The sequence below is a fragment of the Snodgrassella gandavensis genome (assembly GCF_914768025.1).
In the GTDB taxonomy this organism is placed as follows: domain Bacteria; phylum Pseudomonadota; class Gammaproteobacteria; order Burkholderiales; family Neisseriaceae; genus Snodgrassella; species Snodgrassella gandavensis.
In genome coordinates this window covers 70,671-86,360 of record NZ_CAJZCE010000011.1, presented here as the reverse complement: position 1 = coordinate 86,360, position 15,690 = coordinate 70,671, and the positions used below count along the sequence as shown (strand labels likewise).

The 15,690-nt window shown below is 45.4% G+C and carries 19 protein-coding genes, 1 tRNA gene and 1 other RNA gene; 18 read left to right on the top strand and 3 right to left on the bottom strand.

Annotation, left to right across the window (positions count from 1 at the left end; genetic code table 11):
• Nucleotides 1–656: 656 nt before the first annotated feature.
• Nucleotides 657–1,017: a transfer-messenger RNA gene (gene ssrA / locus MJ764_RS08850) on the bottom strand.
• Between the two features lie 214 nt (nt 1,018–1,231).
• On the opposite strand from ssrA, the gene MJ764_RS08845 reads away from it, so the two are divergent.
• The 17 genes from MJ764_RS08845 (at nt 1,232) to MJ764_RS08765 (ending at nt 13,616) form a co-directional block, all read left to right on the top strand.
• Nucleotides 1,232–1,729: a DUF1841 family protein gene (locus MJ764_RS08845; RefSeq protein WP_239326207.1), complete on the top strand. Its 498-nt coding sequence runs from the start codon at nt 1,232–1,234 to the stop codon at nt 1,727–1,729.
• Between the two features lie 117 nt (nt 1,730–1,846).
• Nucleotides 1,847–2,296: a DUF441 domain-containing protein gene (locus tag MJ764_RS08840; protein WP_239326205.1), complete on the top strand. Its 450-nt coding sequence runs from the start codon at nt 1,847–1,849 to the stop codon at nt 2,294–2,296.
• A 69-nt stretch (nt 2,297–2,365) separates the two neighbouring features.
• Nucleotides 2,366–2,456, top strand: a tRNA-Ser gene (locus MJ764_RS08835).
• A gap of 304 nt (nt 2,457–2,760) precedes the next feature.
• A complete protein-coding gene (locus MJ764_RS08830; RefSeq protein WP_239326203.1) occupies nt 2,761–3,267 on the top strand; it encodes a Gp37 family protein in 507 nt (168 codons plus the stop codon).
• Between the two features lie 8 nt (nt 3,268–3,275).
• A complete protein-coding gene (locus MJ764_RS08825) occupies nt 3,276–4,679 on the top strand; it encodes a phage tail sheath family protein (RefSeq protein WP_239326201.1) in 1,404 nt (467 codons plus the stop codon).
• Nucleotides 4,680–4,688: 9 nt separating this feature from the next.
• Complete coding sequence (locus tag MJ764_RS08820; protein ID WP_239326199.1) at nt 4,689–5,204, top strand: phage major tail tube protein; 516 nt, start codon at nt 4,689–4,691, stop codon at nt 5,202–5,204.
• Nucleotides 5,205–5,331: 127 nt separating this feature from the next.
• Nucleotides 5,332–5,616 carry a phage tail assembly protein gene (locus MJ764_RS08815; RefSeq protein ID WP_174828463.1) on the top strand — a complete coding sequence of 95 codons (285 nt, stop codon included), beginning with the start codon at nt 5,332–5,334 and terminating at the stop codon, nt 5,614–5,616.
• Entirely contained in the window at nt 5,558–5,764 is a 207-nt protein-coding gene (locus MJ764_RS08810) for a GpE family phage tail protein (RefSeq protein ID WP_100090311.1), read from the top strand. The genes MJ764_RS08815 and MJ764_RS08810 overlap by 59 nt, the downstream gene beginning before the upstream one ends.
• A gap of 143 nt (nt 5,765–5,907) precedes the next feature.
• A complete protein-coding gene (locus tag MJ764_RS08805; RefSeq protein WP_239326198.1) occupies nt 5,908–8,454 on the top strand; it encodes a phage tail tape measure protein in 2,547 nt (848 codons plus the stop codon).
• Nucleotides 8,454–9,350, top strand: coding sequence for a phage tail protein (locus MJ764_RS08800; protein WP_239326196.1), 897 nt, complete (start codon nt 8,454–8,456; stop codon nt 9,348–9,350). Before MJ764_RS08805 ends, MJ764_RS08800 begins: the two co-directional genes overlap by 1 nt.
• 2 nt (nt 9,351–9,352) lie before the next feature.
• On the top strand, nt 9,353–9,574 hold the full coding sequence (locus tag MJ764_RS08795; RefSeq protein ID WP_100090308.1) for a tail protein X: 222 nt from the start codon (nt 9,353–9,355) through the stop codon (nt 9,572–9,574).
• The gene (locus tag MJ764_RS08790; protein ID WP_239326194.1) at nt 9,562–10,662 is read left to right on the top strand and encodes a phage late control D family protein; all 1,101 of its coding nucleotides are present in this window, start codon (nt 9,562–9,564) and stop codon (nt 10,660–10,662) included. Before MJ764_RS08795 ends, MJ764_RS08790 begins: the two co-directional genes overlap by 13 nt.
• The gene (locus MJ764_RS08785; RefSeq protein ID WP_239326192.1) at nt 10,646–11,275 is read left to right on the top strand and encodes a phage baseplate assembly protein V; all 630 of its coding nucleotides are present in this window, start codon (nt 10,646–10,648) and stop codon (nt 11,273–11,275) included. The genes MJ764_RS08790 and MJ764_RS08785 overlap by 17 nt, the downstream gene beginning before the upstream one ends.
• Before the next feature lie 80 nt (nt 11,276–11,355).
• Nucleotides 11,356–11,727: a GPW/gp25 family protein gene (locus tag MJ764_RS08780; protein ID WP_239326190.1), complete on the top strand. Its 372-nt coding sequence runs from the start codon at nt 11,356–11,358 to the stop codon at nt 11,725–11,727.
• Nucleotides 11,724–12,869 carry a baseplate assembly protein gene (locus MJ764_RS08775; RefSeq protein ID WP_239326188.1) on the top strand — a complete coding sequence of 382 codons (1,146 nt, stop codon included), beginning with the start codon at nt 11,724–11,726 and terminating at the stop codon, nt 12,867–12,869. Before MJ764_RS08780 ends, MJ764_RS08775 begins: the two co-directional genes overlap by 4 nt.
• Nucleotides 12,862–13,440, top strand: a complete 579-nt coding sequence (locus tag MJ764_RS08770; protein ID WP_174828457.1) for a phage tail protein — start codon at nt 12,862–12,864, stop codon at nt 13,438–13,440. The genes MJ764_RS08775 and MJ764_RS08770 overlap by 8 nt, the downstream gene beginning before the upstream one ends.
• Nucleotides 13,440–13,616, top strand: a complete 177-nt coding sequence (locus MJ764_RS08765) for a hypothetical protein (protein WP_239326186.1) — start codon at nt 13,440–13,442, stop codon at nt 13,614–13,616. The genes MJ764_RS08770 and MJ764_RS08765 overlap by 1 nt, the downstream gene beginning before the upstream one ends.
• Nucleotides 13,617–13,773: 157 nt before the next feature.
• Here the strand turns inward: MJ764_RS08765 and MJ764_RS08760 are convergent, their stop codons facing one another.
• Both MJ764_RS08760 and MJ764_RS08755 read right to left on the bottom strand, forming a co-directional pair.
• Nucleotides 13,774–14,001 carry a hypothetical protein gene (locus MJ764_RS08760; protein WP_239326184.1) on the bottom strand — a complete coding sequence of 76 codons (228 nt, stop codon included), beginning with the start codon at nt 13,999–14,001 and terminating at the stop codon, nt 13,774–13,776.
• A 289-nt stretch (nt 14,002–14,290) separates the two neighbouring features.
• On the bottom strand, nt 14,291–14,641 hold the full coding sequence (locus tag MJ764_RS08755; protein ID WP_239326182.1) for a hypothetical protein: 351 nt from the start codon (nt 14,639–14,641) through the stop codon (nt 14,291–14,293).
• A 160-nt stretch (nt 14,642–14,801) separates the two neighbouring features.
• Between MJ764_RS08755 and MJ764_RS08750 the strand changes: the two genes are divergently transcribed.
• Complete coding sequence (locus MJ764_RS08750) at nt 14,802–15,683, top strand: phage tail protein (RefSeq protein WP_239326180.1); 882 nt, start codon at nt 14,802–14,804, stop codon at nt 15,681–15,683.
• Nucleotides 15,684–15,690 lie beyond the last annotated feature (7 nt).

Below are 15,690 nucleotides of genomic sequence, written 5' to 3'. Positions count from 1 at the left end.
TTGGCAAACTTGGGTAGAGACAAAAGGACTGGCTAAAGAAAAGCAGCTAGAGAATTTATTTTACTCATCAGACAGTCATTGTGTTAGAACGAATGCCGATGAGTAGGTAGTATCTGTCAGATTAAGTTGGAGCTAGTACATTTAATCAGCTAATTTGCTATTTATGATAACCGGCTTATCAGGCTGTTCTATCATTAGATTTAAATATTAATTTGTTTTCTTGCAGGTATACTGTGCTTTGGGTTTATGAGCACGGATTTGCTATGGTGTGTATTGATTGTACGACGGTCTCTTAGCTGATGATATGATTTGGGTTGCAATGATATATTCAATATTATATTGTTTATCTCACTGAAATAAGTATTGGTTAATTGATATGGCATCCAATCAATTTGTAATTTAAATTTACTTTTATTTCAGTGTGTTAATATTATTACATTGACGTAAACTAGAAAAATAGCTATAATTTAAATCAGTTAATAGGTATGCTTCACCTTAAACAGCTGATTAAAAAAGTTCCCTAAACGGGAGCTTTTTTGCGTTCTGGGGTGGGTGGAATTGTTTATGATGTTTTTATTGCTGTGTCTATGCAGATAAAAAGGCGGAATACAGTAGTTAATGAATTTAGATATCGCGTCTAAAACAGACAGGATAAGTGGTGGAGGCGGGGGGAATCGAACCCCCGTCCGAAAGTCCTCTACAGAGCGATCTACATACTTAGTCTTGCCAACTTGGAATCTTATTCACAAACCGCCGACAGACAGGCTGTTTGTAAACCAGTTGCCATAAATCTTGTTCAATGCCAGACAACACGACATTGAACCAGCCAATGTAAATGTCGTTGCGGTGAGTTACCTCACACGGCCCATTGGCCAACCGTTGCAACGTTTAGCCTTAAGCGGCTAAAGCGTAAGATTCGTCGTTTGCGACTATATAAATTCAGTGTTTTACGGGAATCTGAGACCCCGGTATGCACGCATCTGCTTTGCAACCCCCGTCGAAACCAAGGTCGCCCCCAGATGGTTTACCAATTATACTTTATTTTTGGTGTATATGCCTAGGTATGTAGTAATGGCTTCATACTATGTTGTTTTTGCTGTTAATCTGTTATTGCATGAGTTGTCCTTATGGCTGGGCTAGCTTTGTGCTGATTGATAGATTGGCTGGAAATTATCGGTATTGGCGGCATTGATTTATAATTTACATTATTTTGTTTGAAATGAATGCTGTTATGTATGATGTCAATACCAATGATGTGCGCCTTTTTTTTGCAGATGTATGGCGTAAGCGTCAGCAGCCACAGTTGCTGGATGCGTTGCAGCAGAAAGCTTTGCGGATTATTGCTGCGCATACTGAATATGCGCCTTATCTGGAGAATGTAGAACAGTTTCTCACCCGAACATGGCGGCCAGAAGAGGGAGAAACGAATCCTTTTTTGCATTTGTCGCTGCATTTATCAGTACAGGAACAGGTAGCGATTGATCAGCCGTTTGGGATTGCAGCTATTCATCAGCGCTTGTGTGAGCGGTATGCGGGTGACTGGGTGAAAGCGGAACACGATATGATTGAGGCTCTGGCAGAAACGCTCTGGCAAGTGCAACGCTATGGACGGGGGCTGGATGTGAATGCTTATATGACGCGTTTGCGCAGTCTGGTGGGTTTGGGGCAGGAAGATGAGGCGCGTTTAAATCCTCATGAAGTGGGACAGGCTTCAAGCAAAGAGGTTTGAGTTTGCTCATGCTTTGATTATGGTTTATTGTTTGACACCTTTGTGTCGGTCAGTTGCGATGTTGGCTGGATACGCATGTGAAAACTGTTTTCAATAATCTTTAAGCAGGGGATAGATATGTCTTTCTGGGCAAGTAATGCAAATGCTTTGTTGCTGTTGCTGTTTGTGGCTTTGGGTATTGTGGGAAATAATCCTTCAGTAACCATTTCGGCGTTGATTATTTTGCTGGTACAGCAAACGCCGTTACTTAAATATGCGCCGGTACTGGAAAAGTATGGGCTGCAACTGGGTATTATGCTGCTGATGATAGGTGTGCTGGCGCCGTTGATTACGGGTAAGGTGCAGCCGGCACAGATTGCTGCGCTGGTAACTAGCTGGAAAACTATTGCTGCTGTGGTGGTGGGTACAGTTGTTGCCTGGCTTGGCGGGCGAGGTGTGCAATTGATGCAGATTAATCCGACAATTGTGACTGGTTTGATGATTGGTACCATTATCGGGGTGGCTTTTTTACGCGGTGTACCTGTGGGGCCACTGATTGCGGCAGGATTGCTATCGCTGATTTTATAAGCGCTGTGTTGCTGAAGTTCTTGCCAGAAAGTTAAGGTCTCGCTATAATGCGCGCAATTCCATTCTCACGGAGAGGTGGATGAGTGGTTGAAGTCGCACGCCTGGAAAGCGTGTATACGTGAATAGCGTATCGAGGGTTCGAATCCCTTCCTCTCCGCCAGATTGATTATTTAAAGTAAAGCTGCCTGAGCAGCTTTTTTTGTGAATGTTATATTTAATGCTATTGGCATTAAATTTTTGTATTTACTCCGGCCTATTTTTTATTGATATTTTGGCATTTAGGTTGACTGTATTGGTTTTATGTTCGGTTTGTCTGAGTTGATATTCTGATTTGTTTGATTATTTTATTTACTTTTGCTGGCAGGCTTGAGTTGTAGTTGATTTTAGCCGCTAAAAATTATGCCCTCACAATTTTGGTTGTGAGGGTTTTTTTGTGCCTAGCGGTATTGCATGAGGAGTAGAGGATGAATTTAACCCGTTCAGTTCTGGACAGTGTACTGACGCATATTCAGCAGGTTCTGCCGGATTATTCGGTACAACTGATGCCGAATAATTTAAAGAATTATCAGTTTGTTCATCCGTTGGGTGCCGTGCTGATTGGTTATCAGCGCAGTAAATTCAGTAAGCCATGTACTACTGACCTGATTACGCAGGAGCGGCGTTTGCAGTTGCGTTTTACTGTTTTTGCACGTTCTCTGGGCGGTGAACGGGGGGCGCTGGATTTACTTGATTTTTTACGCTTGGCTCTGGTGGGGTTTCAGCCTAACCATTGCCAGCAAATCCGGTTGTTGAGTGAGCGCTTTCTGGGGGAGGCCGATGGAGTTTGGTGTTATCGGTTAAGCGTTCGCACTGAGACGCTTCAGGTGGAACGGCGTCCGGTGGTTAATCAGCAAAATCTGGTCAAATCGATACCAACTCGTGGTGAGATTAAGGCCAAAGCTATTTCACAATCTGTAACTTCGAAGGAGTAAAAATCATCATGGCAGCAGCTTATTTGCATGGTGTTGAAACAATCCGTATTGATGGCGGCAGTAGTCCGGTCTATACCGTAGACGGGGCGATTACGGCGATTGTCGGTACGGGTATGTCTGGTGCAGTAAATGAATTGACGGTGTGTCAGACAGTTAAGGATTTTAGTCAGTTTGGTTTGGTAACGGGAGCCGGTTTTACTCTGCCCGATGCGGCCAGTATCTGGACGCGTTATCAGTCTGGTGTGGCCTATGTGGTCAATGTGCTGGATCCGGCCAAACATAAAACGGTTGTTGATTCGGAAGTACTGCTTATCGACAGTGATACGCTGATGGCAAAAACAGCGCATCCGGCTGTACAGGCTGGTTATACGGTGCAGGCAGGTAATCAGACTTTGTCTGAAGGCGCTGATTACACGCTGAATCAGGAAACAGGTGAGCTGACTTTTGTTCAGCCACATTCGGATGTGTCGATTGCTTATACTTATCTTGACCCGAGTAAGGTAACGGTAGCGGATATTATCGGTGGCTATGAAGCGGCAACTGGTAAGCGCAAGGGCATGGAACTGCTTACTGAAGGTTTTACCCGCCTGGGTGCGGATGCGAAGATTGTGATCGTGCCGCAATATGATGCAGATGCGGCTGTGGCTGCAGCGATGGTAACGCTGGCAGACAAACTGGAAGCAATTGCCTACATTGCTGCGCCGAAAGGTACTACGCTGGCGCAGGCGATTCAGGGACGCGGTTCGCTTGGAAATATTAATTTCCAGACTTCTTCAGACCGCGCGCAGTTATTTTATCCGTATGTTACCGGTTCCAGCGGCGAGCTGGAAAGTCTGGCCACACATGCTGCCGGTTTGCGTATGAAAACTGATGTTAATCAGGGCTACTGGTTCAGTATTTCCAATCGTGAGCTTTTGGGCGTAACTGGTATGGAAGTGTCGCTGACTGCACGGATTGACGACCCGCAGGCGGAAACCAATCGCCTGAATGAAAAGGGGATTACTACGGTATTTAACAGCTATGGTACTGGTTTCCGCTTATGGGGTAACCGTCTGGCCTGTTTCCCGACAGTAACGCATATCAAGAATTTTGAAACCGCTCAGCGTACTGGTGATTTGATTGATGAGTCGATTCGTCGTGCGCAGTTACAGTACATTGATTTGCCTATTGATGATGCGCTGATTGACAGCCTGCTGGGTACGGTACGTACTTATCTGGGTACACTCAAGAGTATTGTTGGTTTTAGTGTAAGCCTGGATTATGACTATGATCTGGCTGATGCTTTCAGTAAAGGGCAGGTACCAATCAAGTATGACTATACCCCTAAACTGCCAGCAGAACGTATCACCAATACCAGTGTGATGACCCGTACTTATCTGGCTAATTTGATTAGTAATCAGTCTGCCGCTTAGGAATTAGTTATGACAGAATTTAATGCAATTTATAATGCCAATGTTTATGTTAATGGTAATAGTCAGTTAGGCCGTGCCAGTCAGTTTAAATTACCGGATATTTCTGTTGGACAAACAGAAACCAAGGGATTAGGGCTGGTAGGTTCGGTGAAACTGCCCAGTGGTATTGAAGCGCTGGAAGGGGAAATTACCTGGAACAGCTTTTATCCGGATGTGTTCACTAAGGTTTATAACCCGTTTAAGGCGTGCCAGTTGATGGTACGTGCCAATGTGCAGGCATTTAATGCTTCCGGTCTGGCAGCAGAAGTACCGATGGTGGTTATGGTGATGGCTACGTTCAGCAAGAATCCGTTAGGTACTTATAAACCAAAAGAAAAGGCAGAGTTTGCCAGTACTTTTCAGGCTACGGAAATTCATCAGACGATTTCCGGCCGTGAGGTTTTGTATTACAACGCGTTTACCAATCAGTATCGGGTAAATGGTGTGGACATGCTGGCGCAGATGCGCGCAAATATCGGTATGTAGTTATTTTCAATTGGTAATGATGTTATTAAATGCTCACTCTGCTTATCAGGGTGAGCGTTTTTTATAATTGAAATGCTTTTTTACGCTGGATGAATTTCGGCGCTTATTGATGATTCAAGGAATAGATATGGCACAAACTGAAGCGCAACAGCTGCAAGAACAATTGGGTACGGGTAAGGTTATTAAGCTGGCGGAACCGCTGCAAACGCCGAATGGTGTGGTAACGGAACTAACGCTGCGCCGGGTACGGGTTAAGGATTTTAAACGTGCCGCTGAGCAGTATCCGGATAATGCGGTATTGCAGGAAGCACAGTGTCTGGCTATGGCTTCAGGCCTGCAAAGTGAAGATTTTGATGAACTGTCGTGGGAGGACTACACGCTGGTGCGTCAGTTTTGTCTGGGTACTCACTGATTGGGATGGTTTTTATCAGGCTGCTGCGGATTTAGCGTGGTGGTTTGGTTTTTCTCCGGCAGATATTGATGAGATGTCTCTGGATGAAATTTTACAATGGCAGCAACAGGCTAACCGACAGATTAAGGCTAAATACAGCAAGCTGTAAGTGGTTGTTGCCCGTTGTGACAGTACCGTTAATTCAGCGCTGGTTTGTAGCAGGAGCTGTGAACTGGGGATGGGTTAACGGTAATGATTTATATGAATAATAAATAATAAGTTGGTGAATTCCAGTATCTCTTGAGTTATTGGATGAAATACATTGGTGCCGATATGGATAGTGGATTTGTTTCTGATTTTGGTGAGGTACAACGTTCTGTTAAAGCCTTTGGTTCTGCTATTGGTATGGCAACCAGAAAAATAGAGGAGATGGGGCGGTCTGTACAGAGTTTGCAGGTGAAAATCCAGTCTATGGATAATTTGTCTGCAGCAACTGCGAAAGCAATCAGTGCTCAGAATAGGCTAACTGAGGCAGTAGACAGACATAACAAAATTCTGGGGCAGCGCAAGAAAATTGGTGAGGAATTAGCTAAAACCAAAAGTACCATTACCACCTGGATGAAGCCGGTTGAGAAGTCGGTGAAAATTCACATGGAACGGGAAACAGCGGAAACCGGGTTGAAACAGGCTATGATGCAGAAAGATGGCAGCATGGGTAGGTTTAATCAGATTAATGCCCACGCTACGCAGCTAAGTCTTGAGCAACAGGGTAACAAAAATGATTATACCCACCTTGCTACCAGTATGAAGCAGGCCAATATGTCTGATGATGCGGTACTGCAAGGAGGGATGAAGGCAATTGCCAGTTTTAATGTGTTATTTGGCAAGAAGATTGAGGATATTTCGGTAGCCAAGGGGTTGATGCAGACTTATAAGCTGAAAGATACGGAATTGTCTGCTGGTCTGGACGCTGTGCAGAAAGTTGCGCATTCTGTGGGTATGAGTCTGGAGGATATTGAAAAATCCCAAGCTGCTATGGCTTCGCCCTTGCAAAGGCTGCATCTGACTGGTTTACAGAATCAGCAGAAAATATATGCCCTAGAGGGAATGGCAATACACGGTGGTGTCAGCAAGTCTGCGGCAGCAGATGGTATGGGGGAATTTCTGGACAGGCTGGCACAGGGGTCGCAAGCGATGCAGCAGGCTACTGCTGCGATGAGTGTGGAAATGCGCCAGATGATGCAAAAATCTGGTGTGACGTTTAGCCTGTTTAATAAAGACGGCTCACTTAAAGATATGCATGTGGTTGTTGGTGAGCTGGAAGCGAATTTTAATAAAGTTAAAGCCAAATATGGTGACCGTGCTGCGTTGAATATGATGGATGCGGTATTCGGGGAGCGTGGTGGACAGATTGCTTCAGCCGCAGCTCAGGAAGGTGGTGCAGGTTTTGCCACTATGCAAACCCGAATGGGTAATCAGCCTTCTCTGGATCAGCGTGCTCAGCTTCAGACTAATACGCTTGCTGTGAGTATGGGTAATTTACACGATGCAGTGATTGAGGTAGGCAATGCTTTTGGTGCCACGCTGGCACCTGATATTAATACTTTTGCTCAGGTAGCCAAAGATGTGCTGCTTAATACGGTATTGCCTTTTATTCAGAAGCATCCAGCGCTGATTAAATCTGTGGTGGCTTTTGGTGTAGGTTTGACTGGGCTGCGGATGACGCTGCTGTTGGTTCGTTATGCTATTACCATGGTTACTGGTCCGCTGGCGCTATTGCGTACTATTTTTGCCCGTTTTCAGCTTGCGCGTGACCTGAAGCAGGGTGGTTCGGTATTTCAGCGTTTACGTTCCGCTATTACCTCTGTGGGAAAATCTGCCAGCTCATTGCGTCAGAAGCTGTTGTCTTTTGGCCGCGGGCTGGCTGGTGTGGGCAAGAATTTTAAGGTGTTCAATAAGGGGCGCTCAGCAGTGGGTTTACTGCAAAAGGCATTTTCCACTATTGGGCGTACTGCCATTGCGCCAATTAAGAAAATTGTGCAGTCATTCGGTCTGATTACCAAAGTAGCAAAACCTTTGTTTACGGTTTTTTCCAGTCTGGGCAGGGGTTTCAGTGCATTGGGTAAAGGCCGTATTGTGCTGAATCTGCTACGTCAGGGAATTATAGCCGTAGGGCGGGCTTTTTTAATGACGCCTATAGGTTTAGTCGCACTGGCAATTGGTGGTGCTGCATTGCTGATTTATAAGTATTGGAAACCAATTAAGAGCTTTTTTATTGGTTTATGGGATACCGTTAAAACTAAATTTGAAGCAGGAATGAAATTTTTTAAGGATTTACCTGCAAAATTCAGTGAGTTTGGACGCAATATTATTGATAGTCTGGTTAAAAGTTTTACTGAGGGTATCAGTAAGGCTATTAATGCAGTAGGTGAGTTTGCTAGTAAGATTATTAATAAGGCTAAATCTGTATTAGGGATTAATTCACCTAGCCGTGTATTTAAAAGCATAGGCGGTTCGCTGATGGAAGGTATGCATCTGGGGCTTGATCTTGGCGCAGACAAACCAGTTACAGCGATCGGTCTGGTTGCTGAGCGCTTACAGCAGAAATTCAAAAGTCGTTCTGGTACGTTGACTGCTCAGCTTAATGAAAAAATGCAGCTTAATGCAGCAGAATTTGCCCAGAATCGCTATCCGGCAGGACATGATTCCGGTGCAGTAACCATTAATTTTAATCCGACTATTCAGGTTAACGGCAATGCTGACCGTTCGGTGATTCAGCAGGCTTTGGCGCTGAGTCAGCGCGAATTTGAACAGATGTACCGGCGCATGATGCAGGCAAAAGAGTTAAGGAGTTACTGATGTATGCAATGCTAGGAGATATTCGCTTTGAAGTGTTGGATAGTTTCAGCAGTTATGAAGAAACGCATGGTGCTGTTTTTGCCAAACATGATGTGTTAGCCGGTCGTCCGCGCCTACAGGCTACCGGCAATGATTTGACCACCATCCGTTTTGGTATGTTGCTGCACTGGAAGCTGAGTAATCCGGATAGTGCCTATACTGCATTGATTCAGGCCAAGGAAGCACAGCAGGCTCTGGCGCTGGTGTTTGGTTCGGGGCGTTTTGTTGGCTGGTTTGTGATTCAGCAGTTGAGTAGTACTACTCTGATTCAAGATGCACAAGGGCGTACCGCCGCACGTGAAATCAGTGTTGAGCTACTTGAGTTTGTTGGTGATCCGAACAATCCATTACCAACACCGGGCATCATGACGGGTCAGAATCCGTTGCTTTCTTTTATGCCGGATTCGATTAAAGGGGCAGTTAACAAGGTTTCAGCGGCGGTACAGACTGGGGTGCGTATTTATCATGCTGTTGAGCAGAATGTCACTGAAATTCAGAATCTGATTACGTGTGCGCGTACCGTGCAACATAATACTTCTGGCTGGCTGGGTATGATTGCCGATGCGCTGGCTGTTGGCGGCCAGACGCTAAGCAAGCTGAATACCTTGCCTGAGGTAGGTACATGGTTTGGTAATCTTTCCGGTGCGGCAGATTTTTTGTCATATACCGGCCAGGCTGCGCATCAGCTGAAAGAATGTGTGAATTTAATACAAAGTGGTTATGACAGTGGTGAGTGGGGAGATTGGCTGGATAACAGTGAAAAACTGTTATCCATGGTAGAGGACAGTATTAGCAATGCAACTACCGGCGCTCAGTCGTTAACGGCATGGCTGGCTGCCAGAAAGGATGAGGCCTGATTATGGTTGATTCAGTTTTGCAATACCAGACCTGTGAAGGGGATCGCTGGGATTTGATTGCACATAAATACTATGGTGACGCCACGATGCTTGACCGGCTGATTGCTGCTAATCCACATTTACCACTGGCTGAACAGTTTGCTGCCAATCTGACGGTACTGATCCCTGTCATACAGTCGGATACGCATACAGCGCAGGAGGATATGCCACCATGGATGCGTTGAGCCTGCTGACGGGAGTATCCGCTTTGGAACGAACCCATCCGGTTACGATGCCGGATTTCACTATAGGCTACGAAAAAAAAGACATTACTCTGGCAATCAAGCCTTATCTGCTCAGTATCAATTATACGGATTATCTGGGTGAGCAGTCGGATGAGCTGTCGGTATCGTTTGAGGATACGGATGGCAGATGGTTGCGTAGCTGGTATCCGAATCAGGGCGATATGCTGTCGTTCACGCTGGGAGACCAGTTTACCGGTATGGTGAATCTGGGCAATTTTGAGATTGCTGATATTGATTATGCGTTCAAGCCCAATGTGATTACCCTGAAGGCTTTATCCACGGGGATTAGCCGTGCCAGTCGCACTTTGCAGCCCAGAGCATATGAGAAAACGACTCTGGAAAAAATTGTGCAGCTGGTAGCTGCGCGATTACAGTTGGTGCTCAAAAATCCGATTGCCAATCTGGAGATTGAACGTATTACTCAGTATCAGGAAAGTGATGTGGAATTTCTGGCACGGTTGGCAAAGCAGTTTGGCTATACTTTTAAAATTGTCGACCAGACTTTAGCTTTTATTGCCAATACGGAATTAACGGCACAGGAACCGGTGTTGGTATTGCTGCCGGAAGATGTTGAGTCTGCAAGTTTTCGTGATCAGCTTAAAGGTGTTCCAGACGAGGTGGTGGCTTGTGGTTATGATACCAAAGCCAAACAGGTGCGTACGGTCAAGCGAAAGGGGCAGCCGTTGCGACCGCAAAGTAAGCTGGGCGCAAGTGGTGATATGTTGAAAATTGTGGCCAACAAAGGGGAATCGCAACAACAGCTCACTGCACGTGCAGATGCTGCACTTACTGATGCGCGTCAGTGTCAGGTAACCAGTAGTCTGGAGCTGTTAGGCAATGTGAAGCTGGTGGCCGGCCAGATTATCCGCTTGAGCGGTTATGGCAAAATGTCGGGAAATTATCAGATTAAGCAGGCAAGCCACAATTTAAGCCGCAGTGCTGGTTATACCACGTCTCTGGAAATTAACATGATTGAATACATTGCTGATGATGCAGATACGGGGGAAAAACATGCAGAAACTGTATGAATTTGGGGCAACCTTGCAGTTTGGCCTTGTGGAAGCCCTTGATGCCGGCAAGCATATGCTTAAAGTGAATATTCCGGCACTGGAGAATATGCATACAGACTGGCTGCCCATGCTTACTGCTGCCGCTGGTGGAAACTGTTTTTATTCTTTGCCCGATGTGGGTGAACTGGTGGCGTGTATTCTGGATGCCCGGGGTGAGAGTGGGGTGGTACTGGGTGCTTTGTATAATCAGAGTGATACCGCACCGGCACAGAGCAATGATATGTGGATGAAACAGTTTAGCAATGGTACGGTAATCAGCCATGATCGTAAAAGTGGCGAGGTTTGTGTTCAGACCAGCGGTACAGTGGTGGTGCAAGCAGATACGGTATTGGTTAAAGCCAGTGATATTACGCTTGATGCACCATCCACTACAGCCACTGGTAGCTTACTGGTGCAGGGAAAGTTAACCTATCAGGGTGGTATGGCTGGTTCTGGCGGCGGTATTGCTGCCGCATCGATTGCTGGCACGATTAAGGTTAAAGACGGTGATGTGGTGGCAGATGGTAAAAGTCTTAAGAGTCATACTCATCCTGACCTGACTTCGGGTGGTAATACTGGTACACCAAACTGATGTTCTGCTAACAGCTTATTCAAACCCAATTTTCGTCCCTGTCATTGATGGCAGGGATTTTTTATTACTGGAAAAGCACTATGACAATTACACCGCGCACTCGCCACTGGCAGTTAGCACCACTGGAATGTGGCTGCGATATTGTCACGGGCATTGATGATATTAATCAATGTATTTTGAATATTTTGATGACGCGCAAGGGTACCGACGTGACCCGCCCGACTTTTGGTTCCAGCCATCTGGATTATCTGGATACGCCCGAGGATGTATTTATTCCCGGTGTGACGCGAGAGGTGATTCTGGCTATCCAGACTTGGGAAAAGCGCGTGGAGGTAGAGCGTGTTAGCTTTGCTGGTCAGACACCTGAGTTAACCATAACAGTTCACTGGCGTATAGCCGAGGAAGTGGCAGGTGAAATTTATCAAACAAATATTGGATTGGTACGTAAATGACAGATTTAACTAAGCTCGCGCGGGCGGATATAAAGATAGTTGAAGATGATCTGGCAACCATTCTGGCCGATACGATAACTGATTACCAGAATCGTACTGGCAAGGTATTACAGCCGGCACATATTGAGCGCTTACTGATTAATACCTATGCCTATCGCGAGGCACTAACTCGGCAACAGGTCAATGAAGCTTACCGGCAGCAGCATGTGCGCTTCGCTACTGGCATGATGCTGGATTTGTGCGGAGATGATGTTCATACCCCGCGCTTGCAGGCACAGCCGGCACAAACAACGCTGCGTTTTCAGGCCAAACTGGCCGGTAACGAACAGGTGGTGATTCCAAAAGGAACCAGAGTCACTGTCGATGCGCTGATATTTGCCACTATTGAAGCAGGCTTGCTTACAGCTACCAATAGCAACATTGAGCTGGTTGCTGTCTGTCAGTCAACCGGAGTGGTGGGTAATGGCTGGTCAGCCGGGCAGATTAATACTTTAACAGACCATTTGTCTGATATTGCAGAGGTTAAAGTTAGCAATATTACCACTTCAAGTGGTGGTGTGGATATTGAAAGTGATGATGCCTATCGGGTACGCATTCTGCTGGCACCAGAATCATTTTCAGTGGCCGGTCCGGTTGGCGCCTATGAGTATTTTACCCGTCAAGTCAGTCAGGACATTATTGATGTTTATGTGACTAACGATACTGATAAAGAGGGTATGCCCTTAGGTGGCGTGGTGGCAGTAACCATACTCACTAAAACCGGTCTGCCATCAATGGAGCTGATTCATCAAGTACAGACAGCCCTGTCTGATGAGCGTGTACGCCCGTTATGTGATCAGGTAGTGGTGCGTGCACCGAAAATTTTCAATTATCAGGTTGCAGCAACATTAACTCTGTTTGTTGGTGCTGATGCTCAGGCAGTGTTGGCTGCGGCCAAAGCTGCATGGCAGCAATATCAAAGCAGTCAGGAACAGCGGCTGGGGGTGGATGTGGTACCGCTGGTGATTCAGTCTTTATTAAAGGTTGACGGTGTCTATAACGTGGCCACGCCAGAGCTTAAACTGACTACAGTTGCAGCCGATACTTGGGCGCATTGCAACAATTTAATCCTCACCATTGCTGAGGAGGCTGTGGATGGCTAAGCTGACTTATGCCGCAGTAATTGAGCGCGATCAGCGCCTGCGGGCACTGGCTACGCTGGGCTTGCGTCTGGAGCTGATCAGCACACCACAGCTTATGCCACGGCTGGTAAATTTAGTACTGGCTGATCATCTTGAGCTACTGGCTGAAAGCCATTGTATTCTCGGCGTAAATGGTTACTGGCTGGCAGAAAGCGATCAGGCCAAGCGCCAACTGATAAAAGGAGCATACGAACTTCACCGCAGTAAGGGCACACCGTGGTCGTTAAGAGAAATCGTTCGCCGTCTTGGTTTTGGTGAAATCACCATTATTGAAGGGCTCAATCATCAACAGCACAACGGCAATATTCAGCGCTCCGGTTTATATGTGCATGGACATAATACTTACTGGGCACATTACCGTATTTTGCTGAATAGACCGATTACCAATCAACAGGCCGCTTTATTACGGCATACGCTGGCTGCTTTTGCGCCGGCGCGTTGCGTGCTGGCCAGTCTGGACTATACCGCAGTACCGCTGCAACACAATGGACAGGCACAGCGCGATGGCTCGTTTAATAAAGGAACTGCTTAATGGCAAGTTTAAAAGAAACTTTGTTCTGGGACAAAGGCGTTTATCAATGGGAAAGCAGTACAGCCATGATCGGCGTTCATGCTGTTTTTGAGATTTTTTATAGTAAAAACTATAGTTCATGGGCTGAGCTTATAAAAGTCGCATTAGATACGGCTGGTGCACATGCCTCAGACTAGATTAGTGTTTTGCGTGGCAACGGCAGTACCGTGTTGTGGTTAACAGTGCAGCCTTAGGTTATAAGTCTCCTGTACAAAATGCGCTTTATGAAGCAGCAGGATTTATGATGTAACAAATTTAAGCACTCAATACAGATTGTATTGAGTGCTTTTAAATTTATTCATATTTACGGTTATACATTATTTCCATTTTTTTAATATGCTCGTTAAGACCATCAGGACCCGAAGCTAATGCCTGCAATTTTTCATCAACAGCACGTCGGGCAAACTCGCAAATTCCTGCTTGTTTTTGGGTTTCAATTTTTCGAGCTAACTTCAGCATACGTGAGCGTTCATCTTTTTCCTGCTGCACATAGTGAAGAGGGAATATTACTGTTAGCTTCAAGCTTAACAGTTAATTCATCCCAGCGTTTAAATGCATCCTAACAGTTTTGTGGAAGACCACTTATACTGGTTCCACAAGCAGATAAAGACATACAGCAACATAAAATAAATAAGGCTTGTTTCATATTTTACTATTCTTCTTTGTTGATAGTGAAAGCATATGTACTGTACTGTGGTTAACAGTGTAGCCGCAGGTTATAACTTCCAGTACAAATTGCGTTTTATAAAGAGGCAGGATTGATGTAATTAATTTTAGTACTCTGTGTAGATTACGATTTATTCTTTTTAATTTATTGATATTTATGGTTATTTCGTATTTCCACTTGTTTGATGTGCTCATTAAGGCCATCAGGTCCTGACGCTAATGCCTGCAATTTTTCATCAACAGCACGTCTGGCAAACTCGCAAATTCCTGCTTGTTTTTGAGACTCAGCTTTTCGAGCCGCATTCAGTATAAGCGAGCGATCATATTTTTCATCCTGCACATAGGAAGAGGGGATATTACTGTTAGCTTCAAGCTTAACAATTAATTCATCCCAGCGCTTAAAAACATCCTGACAGTTTTGTGGAAGACCGCTTGTACTGGTTCCACAAGCAGAGAAAGATATACAGCAACATAAAATAAATAAGATTTGTTTCATATTTTACTACCCTTCTTTGTTGATAGTGAAAGCATATCATCAAATCCAGCTAGGCACTACTGTATCACAATGGACAGGTGCAGCGTGATGGCTCGTTTAACAAAGGAATTGCTTAATTAGCAAATTTAAAAGAAACTTCATTTAACAAAGGAACTGCTTAATGGCAAATTTAAAAGAAACTTCGTTCTGGGAAGAAGGCATTTATCAATGGGAAACATCCGATCCGGTATTGGGCGGAGAGAATGGTATTGATAATGTGCCCACTCGCCAGCTGGCCAACCGGACTAAATGGTTAAAAGACAATAAACTGGACAAATCGGCTACGGCAGCAAATGCGGAACTGGCCAAAAAAGCACGTACTGCTGACAGGCTAACCGATGCCAGAAAAGTGGGCGGTGTAGCATTTGATGGTTCAGCAGATATTGATTTACCCGGAGTGAACAAGCCCGGTAATCAGAATACATCAGGCAATGCAGGATCAGCTTTTAAATTATATAACCCTCGGAAAATTAATGGTGTGCCATTTGATGGGACGCAAGATATTAATGCAACGCCCGCAGGTGCAGTCATGTATTTTGCCATGGATGCAGCACCCGTTGGCTGGTTAAAAGCCAATGGTGCAGCCGTATCCCGTACACTATACGCCAATCTGTTTGCAGCCATTGGCATTAGATTTGGTGCAGGGGACGGGAAAACCACATTTAATTTGCCGGATTTGCGTGGAGAATTTTTACGCGGTTGGGATGATGGGCGTGGATTAGATGCAAAACGAATTTTCTCAAGCCCTCAGTCCGATGCAGTCCAAGACTGGACAGCAGGATTCACATACCAACGTGCAGAACTAAGGCGTAAATATGAACTAATAGAAGGGGGATTCAAAATAAAGGCGATGAATGAGATTGGCTTGGGAAATCCTTTAGATCATGCAGAAGGATGGTCCGTGGGCTTTGGTGTGCTAGGCCCTGGAATTAATAATGTTGCACGAACTGCCAATGAAACACGCCCTCACAATATTGCCTTTTTAGCCTGTATCAAAATTTAAGGAATAA

Coding starts and splice junctions, on each gene's coding strand:
- MJ764_RS08775 (WP_239326188.1), top strand. CDS start 11,724: ATGACAGATTTAACTAAGCTCGCGCGGGCGGATATAAAGATAGTTGAA.
- MJ764_RS08785 (WP_239326192.1), top strand. CDS start 10,646: ATGCAGAAACTGTATGAATTTGGGGCAACCTTGCAGTTTGGCCTTGTG.
- MJ764_RS08840 (WP_239326205.1), top strand. CDS start 1,847: ATGTCTTTCTGGGCAAGTAATGCAAATGCTTTGTTGCTGTTGCTGTTT.
- MJ764_RS08825 (WP_239326201.1), top strand. CDS start 3,276: ATGGCAGCAGCTTATTTGCATGGTGTTGAAACAATCCGTATTGATGGC.
- MJ764_RS08755 (WP_239326182.1), bottom strand. CDS start 14,641: ATGAAACAAATCTTATTTATTTTATGTTGCTGTATATCTTTCTCTGCT.
- MJ764_RS08800 (WP_239326196.1), top strand. CDS start 8,454: ATGTATGCAATGCTAGGAGATATTCGCTTTGAAGTGTTGGATAGTTTC.
- MJ764_RS08795 (WP_100090308.1), top strand. CDS start 9,353: ATGGTTGATTCAGTTTTGCAATACCAGACCTGTGAAGGGGATCGCTGG.
- MJ764_RS08845 (WP_239326207.1), top strand. CDS start 1,232: ATGTATGATGTCAATACCAATGATGTGCGCCTTTTTTTTGCAGATGTA.
- MJ764_RS08790 (WP_239326194.1), top strand. CDS start 9,562: ATGGATGCGTTGAGCCTGCTGACGGGAGTATCCGCTTTGGAACGAACC.
- MJ764_RS08765 (WP_239326186.1), top strand. CDS start 13,440: ATGGCAAGTTTAAAAGAAACTTTGTTCTGGGACAAAGGCGTTTATCAA.
- MJ764_RS08830 (WP_239326203.1), top strand. CDS start 2,761: ATGAATTTAACCCGTTCAGTTCTGGACAGTGTACTGACGCATATTCAG.
- MJ764_RS08805 (WP_239326198.1), top strand. CDS start 5,908: ATGAAATACATTGGTGCCGATATGGATAGTGGATTTGTTTCTGATTTT.
- MJ764_RS08815 (WP_174828463.1), top strand. CDS start 5,332: ATGGCACAAACTGAAGCGCAACAGCTGCAAGAACAATTGGGTACGGGT.
- MJ764_RS08810 (WP_100090311.1), top strand. CDS start 5,558: ATGAACTGTCGTGGGAGGACTACACGCTGGTGCGTCAGTTTTGTCTGG.
- MJ764_RS08770 (WP_174828457.1), top strand. CDS start 12,862: ATGGCTAAGCTGACTTATGCCGCAGTAATTGAGCGCGATCAGCGCCTG.
- MJ764_RS08750 (WP_239326180.1), top strand. CDS start 14,802: ATGGCAAATTTAAAAGAAACTTCGTTCTGGGAAGAAGGCATTTATCAA.
- MJ764_RS08820 (WP_239326199.1), top strand. CDS start 4,689: ATGACAGAATTTAATGCAATTTATAATGCCAATGTTTATGTTAATGGT.
- MJ764_RS08780 (WP_239326190.1), top strand. CDS start 11,356: ATGACAATTACACCGCGCACTCGCCACTGGCAGTTAGCACCACTGGAA.